Here is a 20,590-nt window from a genome sequence, read left to right as displayed (position 1 = left end):
ATTCCGCCTGCATTATCCTATTTTATCAATATCCTGTTTCCCATCCCATCTCTCTGGCGTATTATCAATCCTCTTCTTTCAAGCCTGTCAAGAAGCCTGCTCACTTTAGGCTCTGAAAAACCTGTCTTTAAGACAAGTTCTCTCTGTAAAATCATGTTGTCACCGGCTATTTTCTGGAATAAGACCTTCTCATCACCATCAAGTAGAGTTGCGGCTAACTCGACTGTGCTTTTATTTTCCGGGATAGCTGTGGTATCTCTTTTTAATTCGGGCATTTCCTTTGAGAAAAGGACTATGTACAGGAAAGACATACCGCCAAGCCATGCGGTTATAATGAAAAAAAGCACATCATTCAATGAAAAATACGAAGCCCCCTCTATCGGTACTGCCCTGCCATCCTCTAAAATAAGCTGAACAGGACCTGTAGCCAGCAGCCTGTCGATCAGCAGAAGTACCGAAATGATCAATACAATAGCTGCTATTAAAATGCCGTGAGTCCCGATTTTAACTTTGAGCGCCATTGAACTTTCAGTTATCACCTGAATTGGGCTTTTATATGATTAATGTATCTTTTTTAAGAAAGAATACCACCTCTGAGATAATTAACCGGGGCACAAAGTCCGGAATCAGGAAGTTCATTCTCCTTTGTTATTCGCTTTTTCCAGATGCTGCTGACCGGTTCAATCTATCCACTTGTTCTCATTCCACATCTTTCTGGCTTTTCTCCTTATGATTAAATCCCCGACCGCTCCGGAGATTATGGGAATCGGCGGTACCAGATATAACGCAGCCCCAAACAACCCTATTATCTTATTGCGTTTTTTAATCCCGTGTATCCTTGTATGGAGTGCATTGTCCTGTACGATTCTCCCACTGAGCGATCTATAGGCAGCTTTGCCTATTTCCATCGCCGCTCCATTACTCCAGCGGATGCAGGCTGCAAGAGACGTGGTCTCCCCGCCAAAAAATGTCTCTTTTCGAAGTACTGACCTTCTGAAGTCATCCGCCGTACTTCCTGGAAAAGTCGTATATGCGTTGCCGACCATTTCGACAGAATGGGCATCGCTTCCACCCATGCTGGCTTTCCCGTTCGTCACACTTTTTCTTAAGGCGAGTCTGTTTGAATAAGGGTCGCGGTGTATAGAGTTGAAGACCTCGATACCGTCCAGATCAAGGTGCTGTACTTTACATCCAAGACATGGGCAGTGGGGACTGAACGGATGGGGTGCTATAGCAATCCCGCCCTGTTCATGGATACGTTCCGCAGTTTCCTGTGCATCAAGCCCGGGCTCAATTCTTTCCTGAAGAAAAAGACCTATAATTTCACCTTCAGCAGTAGAGATCTCTTCCCCGATAACAACTTCAATCCCTGATAAACCAGCAGCGTATTTTTGCGTTTTAAGTGCACCGGCTATGGAATTATGGTCAGTAATGCAAAGAACATCAAGTCCTTTTCGTATTGCAGCTTTGACAACCATATCAGGCTCAGATATAGAGTCCGGAAATTGGATTAGTGAATATCTGGTAAATCCGGAATATTTTGTATGGACATGTATATCCGCTTTTTTGCAATTTTTCGACTGAAAGTCAATACTATTTTCCAATCAGGTCAACCTTCCTCTTAAACCGGGCAAACCCAGGTTTATTATAGATATTTTCTTTCTATTTTATATAGCCTCAACCAAAGCAACCAATCAAAACGCAATAATGCAGCAATTGTTGAAGGTTTGCTATAAATGTTTTTAGTAAAAAGCATTCATTGTTGTACACAGACCTCCTATTGCCCGGATGCCCATTGCGTACACTATGACGAATGTTTCTGAGCATATGGTATTCGCTATGCCAACAATACTGGCAAGGGCATATTGCCACTATTGCCGCAAGGAACTGCGATAAACCAGACTATTTATAGTAAGTGTACGTCAGATGTAACGTTAAATGATTGAAAGATTTGCACCACGAAACACAAAATTAAACCTGTTAATTTTAATTATATGCTTTTTATCTATCACAATCATTGTTTTTCTTGCGATTAAATCGAATGATGATATCCAAAATATCGTCCAGAAACAATTCAGCGAACGGCAACTGCTCCTTTCAAAACAGATCTCATCAGGGATGAGCGAATTCTTGAACGAAAAAACAACGCTCATTGAGGTAACGGCTTTACATATATCCGATGCATCGCCTGATGAAATATCAACTGAATTTAGGAATGTTTATAATAAGACCAGCGGGATTTATGTATTTGAATATCTCAACGAAAGCGGTGTGGTCACCATCGGGTATCCCATGGAAAATACACCTTTTGGATATGACATTTATAAGTTTGATAGAGTAGAGGATAATGAAACAGAACGTACTTTGATAGATACATTTGAATGGGTAAGAGACAATAGGAAGACTACTATCACAAGACCTGTGCGTTTACTGGAGGGGGGGCTTGGAGCTTTTATCTGGACCCCTGTTTACAAAGGAGATGAGTTCAAAGGCGAAATTCTTGCAATTATAACAATCTCAGAGATTTCAGATAAATTTCTAAAAAACTATGACCCTCCCTGGGATATCCACATGATAAATGACCGTGGGGAGATGTTATACGACAGTTCTTATATATACAATTATGGAGAAAAACATCCGGATGCCCTGAATAGCACGGATATTCTTATGCAGAGTATCCTCAAGAATCAAACAACTGGAAAAGAAGGTATCGGCTATTATTTTGAGAACGGTGGACATGAGAAAAAATTGATAGCTTATTCTCCTGTCATCTGGTACAATCAGAACTGGTCAGTAGCCGTGATCTCCCCTGCATCAGAAGTTAACGCCCTGATAAATTCGGTATATATTAAACAGAGCCTGTTTATTGGAATGGCAGTAGGTCTTATTATTCTGGGCAGCTTTTCAATTATTCTATTGCTTTCCAGATGGAGCAAATCTCTTGAGCTTGAAGTAGCAAAAAAGACCGGCGAACTTAATAAATCTAACAGGCTTTTAAAAGATGCAAATACGAAATTAAATGAACTTGATAAGTTAAAATCTGACTTTATATCAATGGTATCACATGAATTGAGGACACCACTTACTGCCATGAAGGTTTCTTCAGAACTACTGCTGGAGGATGACTCAAAACCCGCTTCCAGAAAGGAATTAGTTCAAATTTTAATACGGAATAACGATCGTCTGATACGTCTGGTAAACAACCTTCTGGATATTTCCGTAATCGAATCCGGCAAACTGGAATACAACAAGGAAATGGTAGACCTGCATGATATCATTGATACCGCTGTTGGCACCATAAAAAGCCAGTATGAGAAAAAAAGATTGAATATCAGGACCGATATTCCAGAAGCTCTTTCGAATATAAATGTGGACAAAGACAGAATTAACCAGGTATTCGTAAATCTTTTAAGTAATGCTCTGAAGTTTACCCAGGAAGGCGGGAACGTAGAGATCAGAGCCTCTGAATTTGAGAAATATATAGAAGTATATGTAAAAGATAATGGCATAGGTATACCACCGGATAAGATCGATAAAATTTTCAATAAGTTTTACTGGGCAGGAAATAATTCCACCCATCAGCCTGGTAGCGCCGGGCTCGGGCTAGCAATCACCAGAGGCATAATGGAAGGTCACGGAGGTTCTATCAGGGTTGAAAGTACTCCTTCAAAGGGCAGCGTATTCATTCTTACCTTTAGCAAATAAAAGTCAGGTGACCGATGATCTCCTCTATCGATCCGTTTAAGTTTTTCTTATTATCAAACTCATTAACCAGCCTTTGAAGCTCATTGTCATTTGAGTTTTTAAGCTCCTCTGCGGCTCTTGAAACGTTCGGAACTGCACGCGTAATATTGTCCACGATCGTCACGTGGGCACACTGTGCAGTCCTTGAAAGCGGGTTAAGGTCTATTGCAATTACTTTTTTCCCCATATCCACAAGTGCTTTACAGCGATCGCCATCCTCAAGAGGAACAAGCACAACATCCGCGCTGAAGATGCCGTCGATATCCACCTTCGCCCTCTCATGCTCCAGACCGGGAATCAGCCCGTCGCTTTTTGTGTACATCCTCTTTGCACCAAGAGAGCGCAGGTGATCGATTATTTTATTCACCCTCTCCTGCGTCCTGTGGAATAGATTGACCTCAAGAGGAGCATTAACAATATCGCTTAACCTGATGAGCTCTTCAGGGACAAGCACCGCGGCATTCCCGTTGACAGAGATGACAGGCTTTTTTGCAAGAAGTAATACAGCGGCAGACACCTTCTCAGCCTGCAATGCGCTCTTTGAGGTTTTTTCCCCGAGCAGGTAATCGAATGCCTCGCCTCGTCCCTGGGCTATCAGCCCCTGTATGCTTGTTATCCCCTTCTCCACACCTTCAACTATTTTCTCGCGTGTCATCAGGGACTCGTACCTGGGATGGCTTTTCGGGATCATAACAGGTGTGCTCCGGTGCTGCTTATCCTGCTTTCACGGGCATCCCCGAATTCCAGGAGCGCCCCGTTATCATTTATAGCAAAAACCGTATCTCCCAGCATTGCCTGGCTCGCAAGCCCGCCCATTGCCTCCACAGCCTCTATGGCATCCTTTACTTTCGGGCTCATAAGCTCTATCTCCTTTGCAAATGCGCAGGATTGCTGGAAAAAATTCGTGAGCGTGGGCTTTTTAATGAGTTCTTTAAGCCTGGATTTCCCGGCCTTGTTGATGCTTCTTTTTTTCAGGTCGTCGGTCAGGACTGATTTTGTGGATAAACCGCCGAAGCTCACCCAGGAAACTGATATATTTCTGCATGGTATCCTGTCTATTATCCCGACGGGTGGAATTCCGGCTTTTGCCCTGATATCGACGCCCCCGCAGGTCTGCCCTGCGACATCCCCAAGCCCCGTCCTGTTAGTGACCTCTGCCGTATGCGCAGCCAGCGCCAGTTCGTTAAAGGTAAGAGCCAGGGAAAGCTCATCATTTAATGCAAGCGCTGTGCTCAGCGCCCCGGCACCGCTTGCCCCGAATCCCGCGCCGATGGGTATGTCGAGTTCGGTTTCCACAAGTACAGGCTGTGAAGTAAGAAGACTTATGGCAGAGAGGGTTGTGGGGGCTTCTGTGACCGCATCGTTTATTTTTATCGTGGTTTCTTCCGCAGTACGTACTTTCGTGACTGCGCCGTCTTCGAGGCATATGCCGCACCCCATCGAGCCTGAGAGCCGGGGCTCTTCCTTTATGTCGATTATGAAAATACCCGAGATGTGTGCCGGTGCGAACGCCCGGGCGAAAATTTGTTGTTCCATTGTGCTCTGATATTCATTTCAGGTTAAATAAGCTAAACGTTATCGCCAGCACGTCTAATGTTAGTTCCCGGGGACTTAAGTTCACAGGAGAAAAGGATGCAACTATGGATTACCTCAGGTACATCCACTCATTGCTTCCATACTTCCTCTCAGCAAGCTCTCTTGCCCTTACAAGCTCACTCTCGCTCCATGCCCCGAACTCGAACTCCTTGCCCTCGGTAAAAGCCCCGATAAGAGCATCATAAACCTTTCTCTTATCCACGTCCCTGTGCTTCAGGATGCACGTAACTCTCTCCTCGGCGCTCTTTATCATCTTATCAGATATCTTCTGCCTGCTCACGTTCAGTACGCTGAACATTGTCGCGAGGTCAAGGTCGTAAAGCAGCGTCCCGTGCTGCAGCAATATCCCGCCGCGCCGGGTCTGTGCGCTGCCTGAGATTTTCTTATTGCCGACAAGTATATCATTTATCGGTCGGAACTCCGCTTCAATACCGAGCGTTCCGAGAGCTTTGACAAGCCAGCCGCAGATCAGCCTGTACGATTCTATGATATTCTTAGGAAATACGCTGGCAGACGCGATCACGCTGTAGGTTACCTCACCATCATAATCGTGATATACCGCCCCTCCGCCGGTCCATCGCCTGATGCAGTCGATGCCCAGTTCCCTGCATGTATCGAGGTTCACCTCGTCCCTGATGCCCTGGAAATAACCGATGGAGACCGCACTCGGCTTCCAGTTGTAAAACCTGATGGTAGGCAACGATGTTCCGTTCCTTATGCCTTCGCTGACAGCCTCATCGATCGCCATGTTCATGAAGGCATCGTAAGTCTCAGGCATCATGACTCTCCATTTCATTTTAGCGCCTCCCTGATAACCAGAGCAAGCGATTCAGGGCTTACTCCTATCATCTGGGCATCGTTAGCCCCGGTTATTTCATGGATTCTGGAAGCAATCGCTTCCGTACCTGTATCTTTTCTCAAACCGAGGATACTTTTCTCTATCTTCTCAAGAATATCTTCAGGATGCAGGAAAAAATCACCCGTTATCTTGATTTTTTTTATAAACCCGTCGCATTCCACTTCTACTTTTACAAGCTTTCCCTCTTTGACTTTCTGGCTGGCAATCATATGAACCACCGACTCTCCAGTTCAAACTATAATCTTTTTACGTCCCTATATACATTTCATTCTTTGATTCCCGGCAGGTTCTGTGCCACACGGGGAACGATATCAAAGTCTCAATTACTTTCCAAACCTCCTCTTTCGCTTCTGGAAATCCCGGATAGCCCTTAAAAAATCCACCTTCCTGAAATCAAGCCAGTTCACATCCGTGAAATAAAGCTCGGAATAGACCGCCTGCCAGATAAGAAAATCCGTTAATCTCTTGCCGCCCGCCCGGAGAACAAGGTCAGGCTCGAACCTGAATAATAAATGGGATTCTATCACTTCTTCGTTAATGTCCTCCGGATGAAGCTTACCATCGCCTACTTTCTTCATGATCTCTTTGATAGCATGCGTCAGTTCGTATTTTCCGCTGTAGCCGAGTGAGATGTCAAGCCTCATCCCCCCGTCCTCATATCTTTTTATTTCCCTGTCCCACCGCGTGATGACATTGATATTGCGGGTTATATCGTAGAGCACTGACGGTATTTCCGAAGTCAGCTTTGCACATATCTTTTTGCTGAGTTCGACATTGACCTCGATTATGCTGATGTATATCGTCACTGTATCGATCCCGGTCTCTTTGCACCAGGAAACAAAAGCCCGAAGTTCATTAAACCCGCGTCGGCCAGTAAATCGCTTTCTGAGAGCGCAAGGACGATGTTTTTCGGTACTTCCTGCTTTTTTATTTCAGCCTTAAGCTTCCATTCGTACAGCCTCGAAATAAGTACCATGGCCTTTTATTGGATAGGGAGGATAAAGTATTTGCTTATTAGCATTGATTCTGAATAAGATGACGCACATACAGGAGTACAAGAAGCAGGGTATCTATATTTCCATCGGGCTGCTGGTGCTCCTCTTCCCTTTTTTCGATACATTTTACCTTTTGTTAGCGTTTATTGCAGGGACGCTCATTTTCTCAAGGCTCCAGCCCGGCTCGCCTGTTTTTACAATACTTGCGCGGGAATCAGATATCAAGGAAGGTAAACTCACAGGTCTGGTCCAGCTCTTTTTTATTACGGCACTCCTCTTGCTTGTGAGTCTGCTGGTAGGACGGGCTAAGCTCCCGTTGTTTATAATAGGCGGGGCTTTTGTTATCACAACTTTTGGGGATGGGATTTCCGATATTATCAATATCCATGATAAAGGGAAATACGATAAAAAACAAAACAATACAAAGATATATTCAGCAAAATCAAGCATTGTTTTCCTTATTTCCGGCGGTATCTTTGCGTTCCTTGCTGCGGTATGGATTTTGGAATGGTCCCAACCAGCGTATTACCCGGTTCCTTACGGCGTGCTTTTTTTCCTTGCCATGCTCGGGGCTATCAGCGGCGCGCTCCTTGAATCGGTGACCGTGACCGAGGATAATATCATCATTCCCCTCGGCTCTGCAATGACGATGTGGCTGTTCTATGCGTTCGGGTCAAGCTATAACATAGATACATTGTATCTTATCAAAATCCTTGTTTTTGCATTCATACTCGGATACCTTGCTTACAAGGTACGTATAGCCGATATCTCTGCCATGCTGAGCGCAACACTATTTGGAGTGGTGATTATTATATCCAGCAGTATATACTGGTTCTTCATTCTTCTTGCCTTCTTCTTCCTGGGAAGCCTGTTCACCCGTTACAAATACAAATACAAACAGGCTCACGGGATAGCCGAGGAAAAAGGCGGAGCCCGCGGCTATAAGAACGTTTTTAGCAATTCTTTAGCGGCCCTGTCCCTTGCCGTAGCTTACAAGGCATTTTCTCCATCCTACAGTATGCTTTTGCTCTCTGCTTACCTCGGCTCGATAGCAACAGCCTGCGGCGATACGCTTGCAAGCGAGATAGGGCAGACATACAGAGGGGAACCGAGGATGATCACCACGTTCAGGAAAGTGAGACCGGGCACCGATGGCGCGGTATCAAGACTTGGTGAGGGCGCAGCATTTTTCGGGGCCTCGGCGATATCGCTCCTTGCAGTCGTATTAATACCGGGCATCCAGGATACGTACATTGTTGCAATCGCTGCGATAGCAGGAGGGTTTATCGGCACGAACATCGATAGTGTGCTTGGTGCGACGCTCCAGCAGAAAGGCTACATATCAAATAACGGTGTCAATCTTTTTGCTACCATTTCAGGAGCGATCGTGTCCGGGATGATATATTTGGCGGGCTCGTAGTATAGTCCGGATAGTACATGGGCCTCCGGAGCCTATGACCTGGGTTCAAATCCCAGCGAGCCCGTACCACGGATGATAGATATGATCGAAATTCTAAAAAAAAGACGCAGGGCTGTTTTCTATTTTTTGGTAGTTCTTGTCATCCTTGTTTCAAGCATATCTGTTCTCTGGCTGCCTCCTGAAATGTCCGCAGGCATGAATTCCACAGGGAGCCAGAATACTATTGAGCAGAAACCAGAACCGCCTTCGTTACTGGCGTTCATCCCATTATTCGCTTACTTTGCGCTCATTCTGTTACCCGTTATCTATAAACGGTACGACGGAGAATCATTTGTCTGGGGACATCGCTTCTTTAAGGGCGCTATACTGGGTTTTATCCTGATAACGATGATATTTTTAATAGAACTGTCGTCAGGATTTCTCAGCATCGAAGATCTGCTCCCGGATTTCCAGGGCATCCTTATAGCTGGTATCATCCTGCAGGGAATCGTAGCGTTCGGGGAGGAGTTGCCTTTCCGGGGTTATATACTTCCGGATATGCAGAAAAGATTTGGCTTGTGGAAGGCGGTAATTCTTTCTTCGTTCTTTTTCTCACTTCTCCATATACCATCGATAGTGGTATTGAAAACCAGCGGTGCCAGTATTATAATTATGGTTTTAACCCTGACATTCGCGCAGATGCTGCTGGCGTTCTGTTATCTTTATGACGGGCTCAGGATGTCCATCGGGTTCCATTTTACCTGGAACTTATTCCAGTATCATGTTTATTCGATGAGAGATGGTTTTGGCGGGATACTTAAGACAACGTCTGAATACCGGCTTGTGACTGGCGGAAATCTGGGTCCTGAGGCCGGACTGCTGGGGCTGTTCGTAGTGATCCTGGCGCTTGTTATTGTTTTTATATGGATGGGCTCGATTAATGAAGAGTCCCGGCAAACGCAGGTATGAGAAATATTATAAACGTAAGACCCGCAGTCGCAATACACGCCCAGAGAATGTAGCCGATCAATAATGGAGAAACTTTCATTGACTCACCTCATCATAGAATGAGGCATGTGCATATAAAACTTGCTTTAAAAAATAAAAATAAAAAAGTTAAAATTAAATCTTTTTAAGTTTCTCTATGCCTGCCTTCTTTACGTTCGGTTTGTTAATATTTGCAGGCATCCATTTCGGTTTATTCTTCGGTGCCGGAACGACTTCTTTCCATCCTTTATAGATATGTATCTTCTTTGATCCTCTTTCTCTCAGTCTTATCTCAACGGGTTTGGATTTAGTTCCCTTGCTGCGGTTGGCTGCCTTCAATGCTGCCTGCCGCGGCTGGTTACCGGTAAATACACCTGTCTCTTTTCCATTTTTTTCGCGTAATACAAAATTTCTTGTTTTCGCCATATTTTCATACCCCGACAACGATTTGTTGTCTTAGCTGTAAATTTATCACTATACTATATATACTTTTCCCAAAAACATAAGTCTGCATACCGGTTTGTAAAAACCGCCCCGGTGATGCAGGTTTTTCAAAAACGAAAAACCAGATGCTAAAGGCTTAAAATTGATTTTAAACGGAAAAACGTATCTACTATTAATCCCAATAAACCATTGGAGGTTACATGCCAACTTTACTCTATGTCCAGACAAGTGGAATCGATACGCCGGAGCGGTTATATTCACCCTTCGTGCTCGCCCAGACAGCAAAAGCCATGGGAATAGACGCGATAATATACTTCCTTGGGATGGGCATAACGGTCGTGAAAAAAGGGAATGCTGAAAAGATCAAGATGGGAAGTTTTCCGTCCCTCAAAGAAATAATGGACCAGGCAGTAAAAGCAGGAGTAAAACTTATGGTCTGTGAACAGAGCTGCCAGCTTATCAGTCTTGCAAAGGGGGATTTTGTGCCCCCTGCCGAGATAGTGGGAGCGGCTACGTTGAATGACCTGGTGCTTGATGCGGACGGAACTATGTGGTTCTAAGTGAAAAGTGAAAAAATGAGACCAGTATACATGGATTACGGCTCTGCATCGCCCGTTGATGCGCGGGTACTTGAGTCCATGCTGCCGTATTTTGATAAGGATATCGGGAACCCTTCTTCCCTTCATTCGGCAGGAAGAAAAGCCAGGAGGGAACTTGAGGCTGCCCGCGCGAAAGTGGCGAACCTGATAGGCGCCCCGAATCCGAAAAGCGTCATATTCACATCATGCGCAACAGAATCGAATAACCTGGCACTGCGCGGCGCTGCAATGCGGTATAAGGATAAGGGAAATCATATAATCACAAGTTCGGTCGAGCATATGTCTGTGATGAATACCCTGAAAGACCTGCAAAGAAGCGGGTTTGAGGCGACATACGTACCTGTTGATAAAGACGGGCTTGTGGATGCAGAACGGATAAAGAACGCGATAACGGATAAAACCATACTTATCTCAATAATGTACGCGAACGGGGAAGTCGGGACCGTCCAGCCGATAAAAGAGATCGGCGGGATAGCATCAGATAAGAAGATACTGTTCCATGTGGATGGGACTGCGGCGGTCGGGAAAGTGCCGGTTAATGTGGAAGATGAGCACATCGACCTCCTGACGCTATCTTCCAATGACATGTACGGTCCGAAAGGCGTCGGCGCGCTGTATATTAAACAGGGCATACGAATAATGCCATTTTTGCTCGGAGGAGGACAGGAGTTCGGTCTGAGAAGCGGCTCCGAGAATATCCCCGGAATAATCGGGATGGGTAAAGCTGCAGAACTCGCCCAGAAAGAGATGATCGATGACGGCGCGCGGCTTATCTGGATGCGGGACAGGTTGATAGAGAATATCCTGAAGCTGGAGTACACTTATCTTACAGGTCACAGGACAAAGAGGCTTCCCAGTGTAGCAAGTTTTCGCTTCAGCTTCATTGAGGGTGAAAGTATAATACTTCAGCTCAACGACATGGGGATAACAGCAAGCACGGGCTCAGCGTGCTCCTCAAAGACGCTTGAGCCGTCGCATGTGCTGATAGCGATGGGGTTGAGGCATGAGGAGGCGCACGGGTCTTTGCTGCTCACGCTTGGAAGATACAACAATGATGAGGATGTGGGGCAGGTCATTGAAGCTGTACCGAAAGTCGTGACAAGATTAAGGGCGTTATCGCCGTTATATCCTAAAAAGGGGTAAGAACATGGATGAACAATTCGAATACTCGGAAAAAGTAATGGAACATTTCAGGAATCCGCGAAATGTCGGGGAGATAAAAGATGCAGATGGTATAGGGCGGGTAGGAAATCCTGTCTGCGGGGATTTGATGGAGATCCAGATAAAAGTCGAGAACAACATACTCAAAGATGTAAAATTCAAGACTTTCGGCTGCGGCTCTGCCATTGCCACAAGCAGCATGATAACGGAGATGGCTATAGGAAAAACGCTTGAGGAGGCACTTAAAATCACCCGCGGGGATGTGGCGGATGAACTCGGAGGCCTGCCTCCTATCAAGATGCACTGCTCAAATCTTGCTGCGGATGCTCTCCATGCTGCGATCCAGGATTATATGGCAAAAAAAGAGGAGAAAGCCAAAGTAGAGGCAGAGAAATATGATTACGATGTGATTATAGTTGGCGGAGGACCAGGCGGTTTGTCAACAAGTATTCTATGCGGATACCGGGGGCTTAAGACTGCAATATTTGAAGCCTCAAACTGGGGCGGGGTGTTATCGTGGCTATGCCCGACAAAGATGATAGAGAACTTCCCGGGGCTGTGCGAAAAAACAACGTGCCAGGACCTTATTGATATATGGCTGAACGATGCAAAGAGATTAAAAGTGGACCTGAGGAAGGAACGGGTGAACGAAATAACCCGGGATAGAAAGGTCATTACAGATAGCGGGGAGTACAGAGGCGGGATAATCGTGCTCGCGACGGGCACTACTCCTTCGCAGGCAGGTGTTAAGGGCGAAGAGAAATTCAGCAAGAACGATAAAGGGGTATATTATTTTGTCACGAACCCGCAGAAATTTGCAGGAAAACGTGTTCTTATCGTTGGAGGCGGGAACTCTGCCGTGGATGCGGCACTGAGCCTTGCTGAAACAGCGGACATAATCACCATAGCTCACAGGCATGATGAATTGAGGGCTGTCCCGCATAAAATGGAGCATTTAAAGACTCTGGACAAGGTCAAAATCCTTTATAATACTGAGCTGCTGGAAATAGCAGGGGCAGAACAGGTAGAAAAAGCTGTCATGCGGAACGTAAAGGAGGACGAAGAGTTCCAGATGGCTGTGGATGCTGTCATACTGGCTGTTGGGCTTACCCCGAACACAGAGATTTTTAAGAAACTCGGAATAGAGCTTACTGAGAATGGATATATCAAGACCGATAAATCCCAGAAGACCAGCATTGACGGGATATATGCTGTGGGCGATGTGGCGTCTGAAGTGCAGTTTACCGTAGTTGCAATAGCCCATGGTCTTATTGTGGCACATAATGCCTATACGCAACTGCGAAAACCTTATTGGCGATGAGATTCAATAATTTATGGGGAACATGATAGAGAAAATCCGTAAAAGGGACGGAAGAATCGTAGAATTCGATAAGTCCAAGATAGCCAACGCGGTCTTCAAGGCTTTCCTTGCCACAAAAACTAAAGATGGGAAGACAGCCGAGGATATTGCGAACCAGGTAGTAAAAATCGTGGAGGAAAGAATTCCCGGAATACCCGGCGTTGAGGACGTACAGAATATCGTGGAAGAGGTTTTAATCAAAAACGGCTATACGGCAGTAGCCAAGGCATACATTCTCTACAGGGAGAAACGCGCCCAGGTAAGGAGGGCAAAACAATTCTTTGGCGTCAGGGACGAATTAAAGTTAAGTGTTAATGCAGTACGCGTCCTTGAGAGGCGCTACCTGCTAAAAGATGAAAACGGGAATGTAGTGGAGACACCTCTTGAACTTTTCCGGCGTATCGCCAAAGCCATAGCCCTTGACCCCGAATCCGAGGAGGAATTCTTTAATATGCTCGTCAGGCTTGAGTTCCTTCCTAATACTCCAACGCTTATGAACGCAGGTACGGACCTCGGGCAGCTTTCTGCCTGTTTTGTCATTCCTGTCGAGGACTCGCTGATAAGCATTTTTGACGCAGTGAAGAATATGGCGCTCATCCAGCAATCGGGAGGCGGCACAGGTTTCTCATTCACACACCTGCGACCGAGAGGTGATATTGTGAGATCCACAAAAGGTGTGGCTTCTGGTCCTGTTACTTTCATGCGCGTATTCGATACCACCACGGATGTCATAAAACAGGGCGGCAAGAGGCGCGGCGCCAACATGGGGATACTCAGGGCAGACCATCCGGATATTGTTGAATTCATAACCTCAAAGACAAAACAAGGTTTCCTCACGAATTTCAATATCTCTGTTGCAGTGGATGATAAGTTCATGAAAGCCATGCTGGAGGACGGCGAGTATGAGCTGATAAATCCGCGGAACAGGGAAGTAGTGAAGAAAGTGCGGGCGCGGGATATGTGGAATCTTATAATAACAATGGCGTGGAGAACCGGAGATCCGGGTGTTGTGTTCGTCGATGAGATAAACAGGCGCAATCCTACGCCGCATATCGGGATGATGGAGAGTACGAATCCATGCGGTGAGTTGCCTCTATTACCCTACGAGTCCTGCAATCTCGGCTCAATAAACCTTGCACGGATGGTAAAGGACGGCTCGATCGACTGGGAAAAGCTTGAGAGGACAATACAACCGGCTGTCAGGTTCCTCGATAACGTAATAGACGTTAATAAATATCCCCTTCGTGAGATAGAAGAAATCACACATGCGAACAGGAAAATCGGTCTTGGGGTTATGGGATTTGCAGATATGCTTGTGCAGCTCGGTATCCCCTATGATTCTGAGGAAGCCCTGAAAACAGGGGAGGAGATAATGCGCTTCCTTGAGGAAAAATCCCATGCGGCGTCAGAGAAACTGGCACAAGAGCGGGGAGCGTTCCCCAATCTCCCGGGCAGTATTTTCAAAAAGCCTATACGCAACTCCACCGTGACGACAGTCGCGCCCACGGGCACTATCAGTATAATAGCGGGCTGCTCAAGCGGGATTGAGCCTCTGTTCGCAATTTCGTTTGTACGCAATGTCCTTGAAGGGACAAAACTCCTTGAAGTGAATCCCTATTTTGAGGCTGTGGCAAAGGAAAGGGGTTTCTACAGCGAAGAGCTGATGATGAAAATCGCAAAGCAGGGAAATCTTGCCGGGATCAATGAGGTGCCTGAGGACGTGAAGCGCGTGTTCGTGACAGCGTTCGACGTTGCGCCCGAGTGGCATGTAAGGATGCAGGCTGTTTTCCAGAAGTATTGCGACAATGCTGTGTCAAAGACCATCAATTTTCCGAATGACGTGGATATCAAGGAAGTCGAGAAGGCGTACATGCTCGCATATCAACTGAAATGCAAGGGAATTACGGTTTACAGGTACGGCAGCAAGGAAGAGCAGGTATTGTACCTGGGGGACAGGCTGGAAAAATACGTATCTGCGGACGCTGAATATGCTGGCGGGTGCGCTGCGCCTGTGTGCCCGGTTTAGGTTGGAATGATATAAACCTATAAGAGTACAATTCGACTAATACTAACACCAACCCAGCCTGAGTTCTTTCTTAACAGATGCAACCTCATCATCTTTTAGCTTTCTTGGGAAATTATATATCATGGAAAAAGTCTCATTTGCCATCGGGCGGTTGCACTCAGGACATCCGGATGTCTGGAAAGCCGTGCCGTCTTCGATTATCCTGAGAATTACATCTCTTTTGGCTCCGAAATCACAAAGAGCGCCGTCTGTGAATCGCATATCCGGGTAAGCCGAGATCTCTTCCAGAATAAGGTATCTTGCCAGTTGCACGGTGCGGTAATGCCTGATGCTTTCCTCCTTATCTGGCTCCAGAACAAGCTGGGCGCCCGGGACGTATGTATATGAAAAAAGAGCCGTGTTCACATTATAGCCATGCAGCTCATCAATGATCTTCACAGCATCCTCATCCGTCTCACCGAGCCCGATAATAAGATGCGTTCCAGCGCTCTTAAAAAAGCGGGCAGCCCTCTTAATACCGTCCAGATGTCTCTCCCACGAGTACGGTCCGCCTGCACTTTGCCCCTTTATTTTATCAAAAAGCGCGGGAGTGCACGCATCAAGCGGTATCACGATCTCGTTCACCCCTGAATTCTTTAACTCGTTATACTTCGCATCCGCAAGGGGGAATACTGATAGCGAAATAGGGATATGATTTTCCGCACGGATTCTTTTTATTAGATATACTGTATCCTCCCACCACTTATCATAAAGCGCGGTCTGGATGCAGGCGCGCCGGATATAGCCTTTCTCGTATGCCATCTTAAGCCGCGAAACCACGGCATCAAGGTCGGCAGGCACATACATACCCCTTGCTATATGAGTCAGCCCGGCGCGCGAGTCTTTTGCCTGGGCACAGAAAAGGCAGTTTGCTTTGCACCGCTCCTCCGTATATATCTGGAGATACGCGGTTGTCGGAGGCGTATCCATCTGTACGAGTTCCAGTCCGAGAACTCCAAGAGTTCCCATCGAAGCCCTGACTTTTCTCATCTTAAGACAGCTATTTGGGAAACCAAGGTATATTTAGTAGTATGCTGGTCGGTCTGATAGCTGATGTGCATTCAAATGCCGTTGCTCTAAGAGCCGTACTTTCAATCCTTGATGCGGCTGGCGCAGAAAAAATACTGCATGCCGGGGACATTATAGGTTATAATCCGTATCCGGATGAGACAGTCGGATTATTCAAAAAGAAAAAGATAATCTCAATTCTCGGCAACCATGACAGGGCTTTGATCACAGATGATACTTCAGACTTTAACCCCTATGCTGCGGCTGCCCTGCGGTGGACGAGAAACATGATTTCGCCTGATAATGTCGATTACATCCGCGAGCTTAAAAACGTTGAGCATATTAACCTGCAAGGCGTCCGGATGACGCTGGTGCACGGAAGTCCAGAGGGCCCTGATGAATATATTTATCCGAAAGATATTGAGCCTGATTTCTTAAAGGCAGCAGATTGCGATATTCTTGTATTAGGTCATACCCATGTTCAGTTCAAAAAGGAATATCCCGAAGGCATAATCCTGAACCCGGGCTCGGTAGGTCAGCCGAGAGATGGAGACCCGCGGGCGGCATTCGCTGTTCTTGATACTGAGACCGGAAAAATAAGATTAGAACGGGCAAGCTATGATATTGAAAAAGTGATAGAAGACATGCTTGTAGCACATCTCCCGGAAAAACTCGCTTTCAGGCTGAGAGCCGGATTTTAGCACGAGCTGTGCTTGATAGCTTTTGTGGGGCACGCATCTACACAAGCGCAGCATTCGATGCAGTCATCAACGCGCGTGGCTTTCGACTTTCCTTCCACAAGATCATAAACGTTAGTCGGGCACACGTTCACGCATTCCCCCGCTCCGATACATTTGTCCTCGTCAACTTCGATGGTCAGAGCTGCTCCTTTGCTTTCGTATTTTTTTACTGCCATGATTACTTCTCCAAAAACTGATACTGTTTTTATTATTGTTTAAAGGTTTTGGTTCGCAGAAGCGCATTTGGAATTTCAGGCAGTTTTATCTCACATTACCTGAAAGTGAAATTCGCTACACACTGCGTAGAGAATTAACATGGAGCCATTACTGCTTGATTTTGGAGCAAAAAATGTTAAACGAAATAAGGATGGTGGGAAATGAGTGGAAGAAATTCACGAGATCCATGCAAGCGAAAGCAGGGGAAAGCCCATGTATATGCGGGATTGGAGCGGGAAACTCGATGCTTTTCTCAAGTTCAATGAGCAGGATATTTTACAGAACTCAGGTATCGCATGAAGTGGCGGTGGCAGAAAAAGAGTATGAAAACGTCTGAGTAGAGCAGGATAAACGCTTTGAATCTGATTTTGACAGGGTCGTAAAGGAATATATATCTACAGATGCAAAAAATAAGCAATCATTGGAACGGATGTAACTGTTCATGGCTAAGACACGGTTTTGCCGCGAATCGTATTGAAAGCGGAACTTATCTGCGCTATATTTAGGAACTATCTGGTCAAAAAAAATCAAAAACAACAGAGATTATATACTCATGTAAGGCTATGGGGGAAATTTTAAGTTTCTTTGATACTATGGATATTAACGAAATGAGGAGGTAACATATGGCGAAATTTTTAAACACAACAGGAGTTTCTTACCACTTGGAAGAACTTATTAAAGGGACAAAAGATAGATTGATTTTAATAAGCCCTTACTTACAGTTTAGCAACAGAATTAAAGAACACATTAGCAATCTGAACATTCAAAAGCGGGACATTCGGATTGTTTATAGGGAAAATAAACTTCAGCTTGACGAAAATAATTGGTTAGAAAACCAAATTGGCGTACGGACAAGCATTTGCACAAACTTGCACGCTAAATGTTATCTGAACGAAAATGAAGCTATCATAACTTCAATGAACTTGTATGAGTTTTCGCAACAGAACAATAATGAAATGGGAATTTATATTTCAAAAGCACAAGACCCTGAACTATACAACGCAACATTAGAAGAAGCTCAACGTCTGCTGACAATAAGCAAAGAAATTAGAGTGACTGTTCAAATGGTTTCCCCATCAAATCAAGACAAGACCGAAAAGAAAAAAGTAGAAACAAAACCTTCAAATGCAAAATCAACAGGCAAACAAATGGGTTATTGCATCAGGACTGGAATTGAAATTCCATTCAACATTGAAAAACCAATGAGCTACGAAGCATTCAAAGTTTGGAGTCAATTTGGCGACCCTGACTATCCCGAAAAGTTTTGCCATTTCTCTGGTGAGCCATCAAACGGAGAGACCAGTGTGAGTAAACCTGTTTTGAAAAAAAATTGGAATATGGCAAAAGAAATTCATGGCTTTTAATGTATAATAAGAAAGAAGGGATACTGCTAACATTGAGTTGCTTTTATGGTTAATGATGTGGTTTAGAATTGCTGCAATTTTATACCCCTGTTTGCTTCTAATGCTTTCTGATAAACCAGATTCGCAGTCGCCACGTCCCGTATCGCAATCCCAGTCGAATCAAAAACCGTAATATCAGAATCATCTGTTCTTTTTCCCTTCTTCCCCGTAATTACCTCGCCAGTTCGCTAAAACCATCTTTTTTGCAAGCGATTAGGATTACTGCTGTATTATTAATTTAGGTAAAATCGCAATCTATATATACCAACTGTACAGTATGTTACTATATGGTATGCTTCATCAACCGAAAGAATGAAATTCGCATATTGGAAGATATTTACAGATCAAGCTCATCATCCCTTGTCGTAATCTACGGCAGGCGGAGGGTGGGAAAAACAGAATTGAGCCGCGAATTCATAAAAGAAAAGAAGGCTGTTTATATTTTTATAGAAATAAAACCTGAAACGCTGATTTTCAAAGACCTGGAAGAGTCGCTTGGAGAGGCACTCAAAATAATACCGCGGATTGATAGCTGGGATGATTTCTTCAATCTGATTTTTGAGCAGAAAGAGAAATTGATTATTTTATTCGATGAATTCCAGAACCTGAGTAAAGTCAATCCAGGCATATTTTCAAAAATCCAGAAATACTGGGACTTGAATCATAACGAATCGCAGCATATGTTCCTGATAATAGGTTCTTATGTCGGAATGATAAAAAAAATATTCAAAGATACCAAAGAACCGCTGTTTGGAAGAGCTACGATGCTTTTTAATCTGAAACCATTCAACTTTTTTGATAGTTATGCCTTTCTGAGCGCTTTTTTTGATTTGGAAACAGAGGAAGCTTCAAGGTTCTATTTTATATTCGGAGGCGTTCCCAAATACCTCCTTCTTGCCGGACAGATGGGAACTTGCGACCCTGTAGAGACTTTTAAAAGATTATTTATCGATACAAAGATACTGACAGAGGAAGGAAAAAATATTCTTACTCTTGAGTTTGGCTCTGAGCACAGGAGCTATTTCTCGATACTTGAAGCAATTTCATCAGGAAATGCAACCCCGAAGGAGATTTCAGATTATACCGGTTTGCAGCCGGGCGCGGTATCAAAATACCTTCATGAACTTGTAAATAATTATGAGATAGTTATCGGAGAAAAACCAGTGATAATGAGCCGCGCCAGAGACACCAGATATTTCCTTCTGGATAATTTTTTTAATTTCTGGTTCAGGTTCATTTACAGGAATTCACGCTTGCTGGAAATAAATCCTGAGAAAGCTTTTGAATTAATCATGAAAGATATTAATTCATATTTTGGAAAAGCATTTGAAAAACTGGCAGCCGAATTTTTGATAGAAATGAACCGAAAAGGTTCGCTGCATTTTGAATTTATGGATATTGGCAAATGGTGGCATAAAAATGAGGAGATAGACATCATTACTTTGAATAGAGAGAAAAAGGAAATATCTTTTTTCGAATGTAAGTGGAGTTCATTGAATAATAAAGAGGTGGAAATAATATTTACTGAATTGAAGCGTAAAGCTGCGCTGGTGAAATGGCATAATTCCAAGCGCAAGGAAAGATTTGGCATTATCGCAAAGGACATTAAAAATAAAGAAAAACTGAAAAGCATGGGTTATCTTGTTTTTGATCTCAGGGATTTCGCTCCTTTTCTGCTTCGGAGAAATGAATCCAGGTAAAGATAACCGACCACGGAAAGTACAGAGTTGTAATAGTTCTCCGTGTCCTCTGTGCCCTCTGTGGTCTTTTAAAAAGAAGATATAAAAACTCTCAGATTAGAACAATACCTTCGCCACATCACTATATCTATAAGATAAGATGAATAATTCTGGGATATACCACTTGTCCTACCGATATATCCCAGGAACTTGTATGTTCAACATTATTTCACGTCTTCAATGTTTAAAAACCTGTCTGAGTTCAACGGCTATATCTCAGTTGAATGTCATCGTGACAGCGCTATTAGCCATGACCGGTCAAGTTACCATGCCTG

Annotated in this window: 23 protein-coding genes and 1 tRNA gene; 12 read left to right on the top strand and 12 right to left on the bottom strand. The window is 44.6% G+C overall.

All coding sequences use genetic code 11. The features are described from left to right. Positions 1-17 precede the first annotated feature (17 nt). A complete protein-coding gene (locus tag MNV_RS18010; RefSeq protein ID WP_096207321.1) occupies positions 18-521 on the bottom strand; it encodes a helix-turn-helix transcriptional regulator in 504 nt (167 codons plus the stop codon). Between the two features lie 159 nt (positions 522-680). Further along, positions 681-1,604 (bottom strand): PHP domain-containing protein, encoded by a 924-nt coding sequence (locus tag MNV_RS18005; protein ID WP_096207320.1) that lies wholly within the window; start codon positions 1,602-1,604, stop codon positions 681-683. 334 nt (positions 1,605-1,938) lie between these two features. Between MNV_RS18005 and MNV_RS18000 the strand changes: the two genes are divergently transcribed. Continuing rightward, a complete protein-coding gene (locus tag MNV_RS18000) occupies positions 1,939-3,705 on the top strand; it encodes an ATP-binding protein (protein WP_096207319.1) in 1,767 nt (588 codons plus the stop codon). On the opposite strand, the gene MNV_RS17995 is transcribed toward MNV_RS18000, so the two are convergent. From MNV_RS17995 to MNV_RS19955, 6 genes are all read right to left on the bottom strand, one after another. Beyond that, positions 3,695-4,435 (bottom strand): 4-phosphopantoate--beta-alanine ligase, encoded by a 741-nt coding sequence (locus MNV_RS17995; protein WP_096207318.1) that lies wholly within the window; start codon positions 4,433-4,435, stop codon positions 3,695-3,697. The two genes, MNV_RS18000 and MNV_RS17995, sit on opposite strands and share 11 nt — an antisense overlap. Next, positions 4,432-5,280, bottom strand: a complete 849-nt coding sequence (locus MNV_RS17990; protein WP_218838065.1) for a pantoate kinase — start codon at positions 5,278-5,280, stop codon at positions 4,432-4,434. The genes MNV_RS17995 and MNV_RS17990 overlap by 4 nt, the downstream gene beginning before the upstream one ends. Before the next feature lie 109 nt (positions 5,281-5,389). Continuing rightward, positions 5,390-6,136, bottom strand: a complete 747-nt coding sequence (locus MNV_RS17985; protein ID WP_218838064.1) for a lipoate--protein ligase family protein — start codon at positions 6,134-6,136, stop codon at positions 5,390-5,392. Then, positions 6,133-6,408 carry a lipoate protein ligase C-terminal domain-containing protein gene (locus tag MNV_RS17980; RefSeq protein WP_096207317.1) on the bottom strand — a complete coding sequence of 92 codons (276 nt, stop codon included), beginning with the start codon at positions 6,406-6,408 and terminating at the stop codon, positions 6,133-6,135. The genes MNV_RS17985 and MNV_RS17980 overlap by 4 nt, the downstream gene beginning before the upstream one ends. 114 nt (positions 6,409-6,522) lie before the next feature. After that, positions 6,523-7,005 (bottom strand): undecaprenyl diphosphate synthase family protein, encoded by a 483-nt coding sequence (locus tag MNV_RS17975; RefSeq protein ID WP_096207316.1) that lies wholly within the window; start codon positions 7,003-7,005, stop codon positions 6,523-6,525. Beyond that, the gene (locus MNV_RS19955) at positions 7,002-7,175 is read right to left on the bottom strand and encodes a hypothetical protein (protein ID WP_179294077.1); all 174 of its coding nucleotides are present in this window, start codon (positions 7,173-7,175) and stop codon (positions 7,002-7,004) included. Before MNV_RS19955 ends, MNV_RS17975 begins: the two co-directional genes overlap by 4 nt. Before the next feature lie 59 nt (positions 7,176-7,234). Here MNV_RS19955 and MNV_RS17970 point away from each other — a divergent pair, with 59 nt between their 5' ends. From MNV_RS17970 to MNV_RS17960, 3 genes are all read left to right on the top strand, one after another. Then, positions 7,235-8,614 (top strand): TIGR00297 family protein, encoded by a 1,380-nt coding sequence (locus MNV_RS17970; protein ID WP_143311902.1) that lies wholly within the window; start codon positions 7,235-7,237, stop codon positions 8,612-8,614. Continuing rightward, positions 8,605-8,678, top strand: a tRNA-Arg gene (locus MNV_RS17965). Before MNV_RS17970 ends, MNV_RS17965 begins: the two co-directional genes overlap by 10 nt. Positions 8,679-8,695: 17 nt before the next feature. Further along, the gene (locus MNV_RS17960; RefSeq protein ID WP_179294076.1) at positions 8,696-9,562 is read left to right on the top strand and encodes a CPBP family intramembrane glutamic endopeptidase; all 867 of its coding nucleotides are present in this window, start codon (positions 8,696-8,698) and stop codon (positions 9,560-9,562) included. Positions 9,563-9,715: 153 nt separating this feature from the next. Here MNV_RS17960 and MNV_RS17955 read toward each other — a convergent pair whose 3' ends face one another. Further along, positions 9,716-10,006 carry a non-histone chromosomal MC1 family protein gene (locus tag MNV_RS17955; protein ID WP_096207313.1) on the bottom strand — a complete coding sequence of 97 codons (291 nt, stop codon included), beginning with the start codon at positions 10,004-10,006 and terminating at the stop codon, positions 9,716-9,718. A 218-nt stretch (positions 10,007-10,224) separates the two neighbouring features. Between MNV_RS17955 and MNV_RS17950 the strand changes: the two genes are divergently transcribed. From MNV_RS17950 to MNV_RS17935, 4 genes are read left to right on the top strand one after another with little or no spacing between them, the layout of a single operon-like run. Then, positions 10,225-10,584, top strand: coding sequence for a DsrE family protein (locus MNV_RS17950; RefSeq protein ID WP_096207312.1), 360 nt, complete (start codon positions 10,225-10,227; stop codon positions 10,582-10,584). After that, a complete protein-coding gene (locus tag MNV_RS17945; RefSeq protein ID WP_257000111.1) occupies positions 10,585-11,766 on the top strand; it encodes a cysteine desulfurase family protein in 1,182 nt (393 codons plus the stop codon). 4 nt (positions 11,767-11,770) lie between these two features. Then, on the top strand, positions 11,771-13,105 hold the full coding sequence (gene nifU / locus MNV_RS17940; protein ID WP_096207311.1) for a Fe-S cluster assembly scaffold protein NifU: 1,335 nt from the start codon (positions 11,771-11,773) through the stop codon (positions 13,103-13,105). A gap of 22 nt (positions 13,106-13,127) precedes the next feature. Then, positions 13,128-15,170 carry an adenosylcobalamin-dependent ribonucleoside-diphosphate reductase gene (locus MNV_RS17935; protein ID WP_096207333.1) on the top strand — a complete coding sequence of 681 codons (2,043 nt, stop codon included), beginning with the start codon at positions 13,128-13,130 and terminating at the stop codon, positions 15,168-15,170. A gap of 42 nt (positions 15,171-15,212) precedes the next feature. Here the strand turns inward: MNV_RS17935 and MNV_RS17930 are convergent, their stop codons facing one another. Next, complete coding sequence (locus tag MNV_RS17930; RefSeq protein WP_096207310.1) at positions 15,213-16,199, bottom strand: radical SAM protein; 987 nt, start codon at positions 16,197-16,199, stop codon at positions 15,213-15,215. Between the two features lie 41 nt (positions 16,200-16,240). Here MNV_RS17930 and MNV_RS17925 point away from each other — a divergent pair, with 41 nt between their 5' ends. Beyond that, entirely contained in the window at positions 16,241-16,918 is a 678-nt protein-coding gene (locus MNV_RS17925) for a metallophosphoesterase family protein (protein WP_096207309.1), read from the top strand. Here MNV_RS17925 and MNV_RS17920 read toward each other — a convergent pair. Beyond that, complete coding sequence (locus tag MNV_RS17920) at positions 16,915-17,133, bottom strand: 4Fe-4S binding protein (protein WP_096207308.1); 219 nt, start codon at positions 17,131-17,133, stop codon at positions 16,915-16,917. The two genes, MNV_RS17925 and MNV_RS17920, sit on opposite strands and share 4 nt — an antisense overlap. 205 nt (positions 17,134-17,338) lie before the next feature. Between MNV_RS17920 and MNV_RS20355 the strand changes: the two genes are divergently transcribed. Both MNV_RS20355 and MNV_RS17910 read left to right on the top strand, forming a co-directional pair. Then, positions 17,339-17,473, top strand: coding sequence for a virulence RhuM family protein (locus MNV_RS20355; RefSeq protein ID WP_218838063.1), 135 nt, complete (start codon positions 17,339-17,341; stop codon positions 17,471-17,473). Between the two features lie 323 nt (positions 17,474-17,796). Beyond that, positions 17,797-18,537 carry a phospholipase D family protein gene (locus tag MNV_RS17910; protein WP_096207306.1) on the top strand — a complete coding sequence of 247 codons (741 nt, stop codon included), beginning with the start codon at positions 17,797-17,799 and terminating at the stop codon, positions 18,535-18,537. Positions 18,538-18,599: 62 nt separating this feature from the next. Here MNV_RS17910 and MNV_RS17905 read toward each other — a convergent pair whose 3' ends face one another. Beyond that, positions 18,600-18,749, bottom strand: a complete 150-nt coding sequence (locus MNV_RS17905; RefSeq protein ID WP_096207332.1) for a hypothetical protein — start codon at positions 18,747-18,749, stop codon at positions 18,600-18,602. A 114-nt stretch (positions 18,750-18,863) separates the two neighbouring features. Between MNV_RS17905 and MNV_RS17900 the strand changes: the two genes are divergently transcribed. Then, complete coding sequence (locus MNV_RS17900) at positions 18,864-20,276, top strand: ATP-binding protein (RefSeq protein ID WP_096207305.1); 1,413 nt, start codon at positions 18,864-18,866, stop codon at positions 20,274-20,276. Positions 20,277-20,590: the final 314 nt, after the last annotated feature.

This window comes from Candidatus Methanoperedens nitratireducens, from assembly GCF_900196725.1.
Classification (GTDB): Archaea; Halobacteriota; Methanosarcinia; order Methanosarcinales; family Methanoperedenaceae; genus Methanoperedens; species Methanoperedens nitroreducens_A.
This window is presented reverse-complemented; position numbering and strand designations above follow the sequence as displayed.

Excerpts from the sequence above, each read along its gene's own strand:
- MNV_RS18010 (WP_096207321.1), bottom strand. The coding sequence starts at position 521 with ATGGCGCTCAAAGTTAAAATCGGGACTCACGGCATTTTAATAGCAGCT.
- MNV_RS18000 (WP_096207319.1), top strand. The coding sequence starts at position 1,939 with ATGATTGAAAGATTTGCACCACGAAACACAAAATTAAACCTGTTAATT.
- MNV_RS17995 (WP_096207318.1), bottom strand. The coding sequence starts at position 4,435 with ATGATCCCGAAAAGCCATCCCAGGTACGAGTCCCTGATGACACGCGAG.
- MNV_RS17990 (WP_218838065.1), bottom strand. The coding sequence starts at position 5,280 with ATGGAACAACAAATTTTCGCCCGGGCGTTCGCACCGGCACACATCTCG.
- MNV_RS17985 (WP_218838064.1), bottom strand. The coding sequence starts at position 6,136 with ATGAAATGGAGAGTCATGATGCCTGAGACTTACGATGCCTTCATGAAC.
- MNV_RS17980 (WP_096207317.1), bottom strand. The coding sequence starts at position 6,408 with ATGATTGCCAGCCAGAAAGTCAAAGAGGGAAAGCTTGTAAAAGTAGAA.
- MNV_RS19955 (WP_179294077.1), bottom strand. The coding sequence starts at position 7,175 with ATGGTACTTATTTCGAGGCTGTACGAATGGAAGCTTAAGGCTGAAATA.
- MNV_RS17970 (WP_143311902.1), top strand. The coding sequence starts at position 7,235 with ATGACGCACATACAGGAGTACAAGAAGCAGGGTATCTATATTTCCATC.
- MNV_RS17960 (WP_179294076.1), top strand. The coding sequence starts at position 8,696 with ATGATCGAAATTCTAAAAAAAAGACGCAGGGCTGTTTTCTATTTTTTG.
- MNV_RS17955 (WP_096207313.1), bottom strand. The coding sequence starts at position 10,006 with ATGGCGAAAACAAGAAATTTTGTATTACGCGAAAAAAATGGAAAAGAG.
- MNV_RS17950 (WP_096207312.1), top strand. The coding sequence starts at position 10,225 with ATGCCAACTTTACTCTATGTCCAGACAAGTGGAATCGATACGCCGGAG.
- nifU (WP_096207311.1), top strand. The coding sequence starts at position 11,771 with ATGGATGAACAATTCGAATACTCGGAAAAAGTAATGGAACATTTCAGG.
- MNV_RS17935 (WP_096207333.1), top strand. The coding sequence starts at position 13,128 with ATGATAGAGAAAATCCGTAAAAGGGACGGAAGAATCGTAGAATTCGAT.
- MNV_RS17930 (WP_096207310.1), bottom strand. The coding sequence starts at position 16,199 with ATGAGAAAAGTCAGGGCTTCGATGGGAACTCTTGGAGTTCTCGGACTG.
- MNV_RS17925 (WP_096207309.1), top strand. The coding sequence starts at position 16,241 with ATGCTGGTCGGTCTGATAGCTGATGTGCATTCAAATGCCGTTGCTCTA.
- MNV_RS17920 (WP_096207308.1), bottom strand. The coding sequence starts at position 17,133 with ATGGCAGTAAAAAAATACGAAAGCAAAGGAGCAGCTCTGACCATCGAA.
- MNV_RS17910 (WP_096207306.1), top strand. The coding sequence starts at position 17,797 with ATGGCGAAATTTTTAAACACAACAGGAGTTTCTTACCACTTGGAAGAA.
- MNV_RS17900 (WP_096207305.1), top strand. The coding sequence starts at position 18,864 with ATGGTATGCTTCATCAACCGAAAGAATGAAATTCGCATATTGGAAGAT.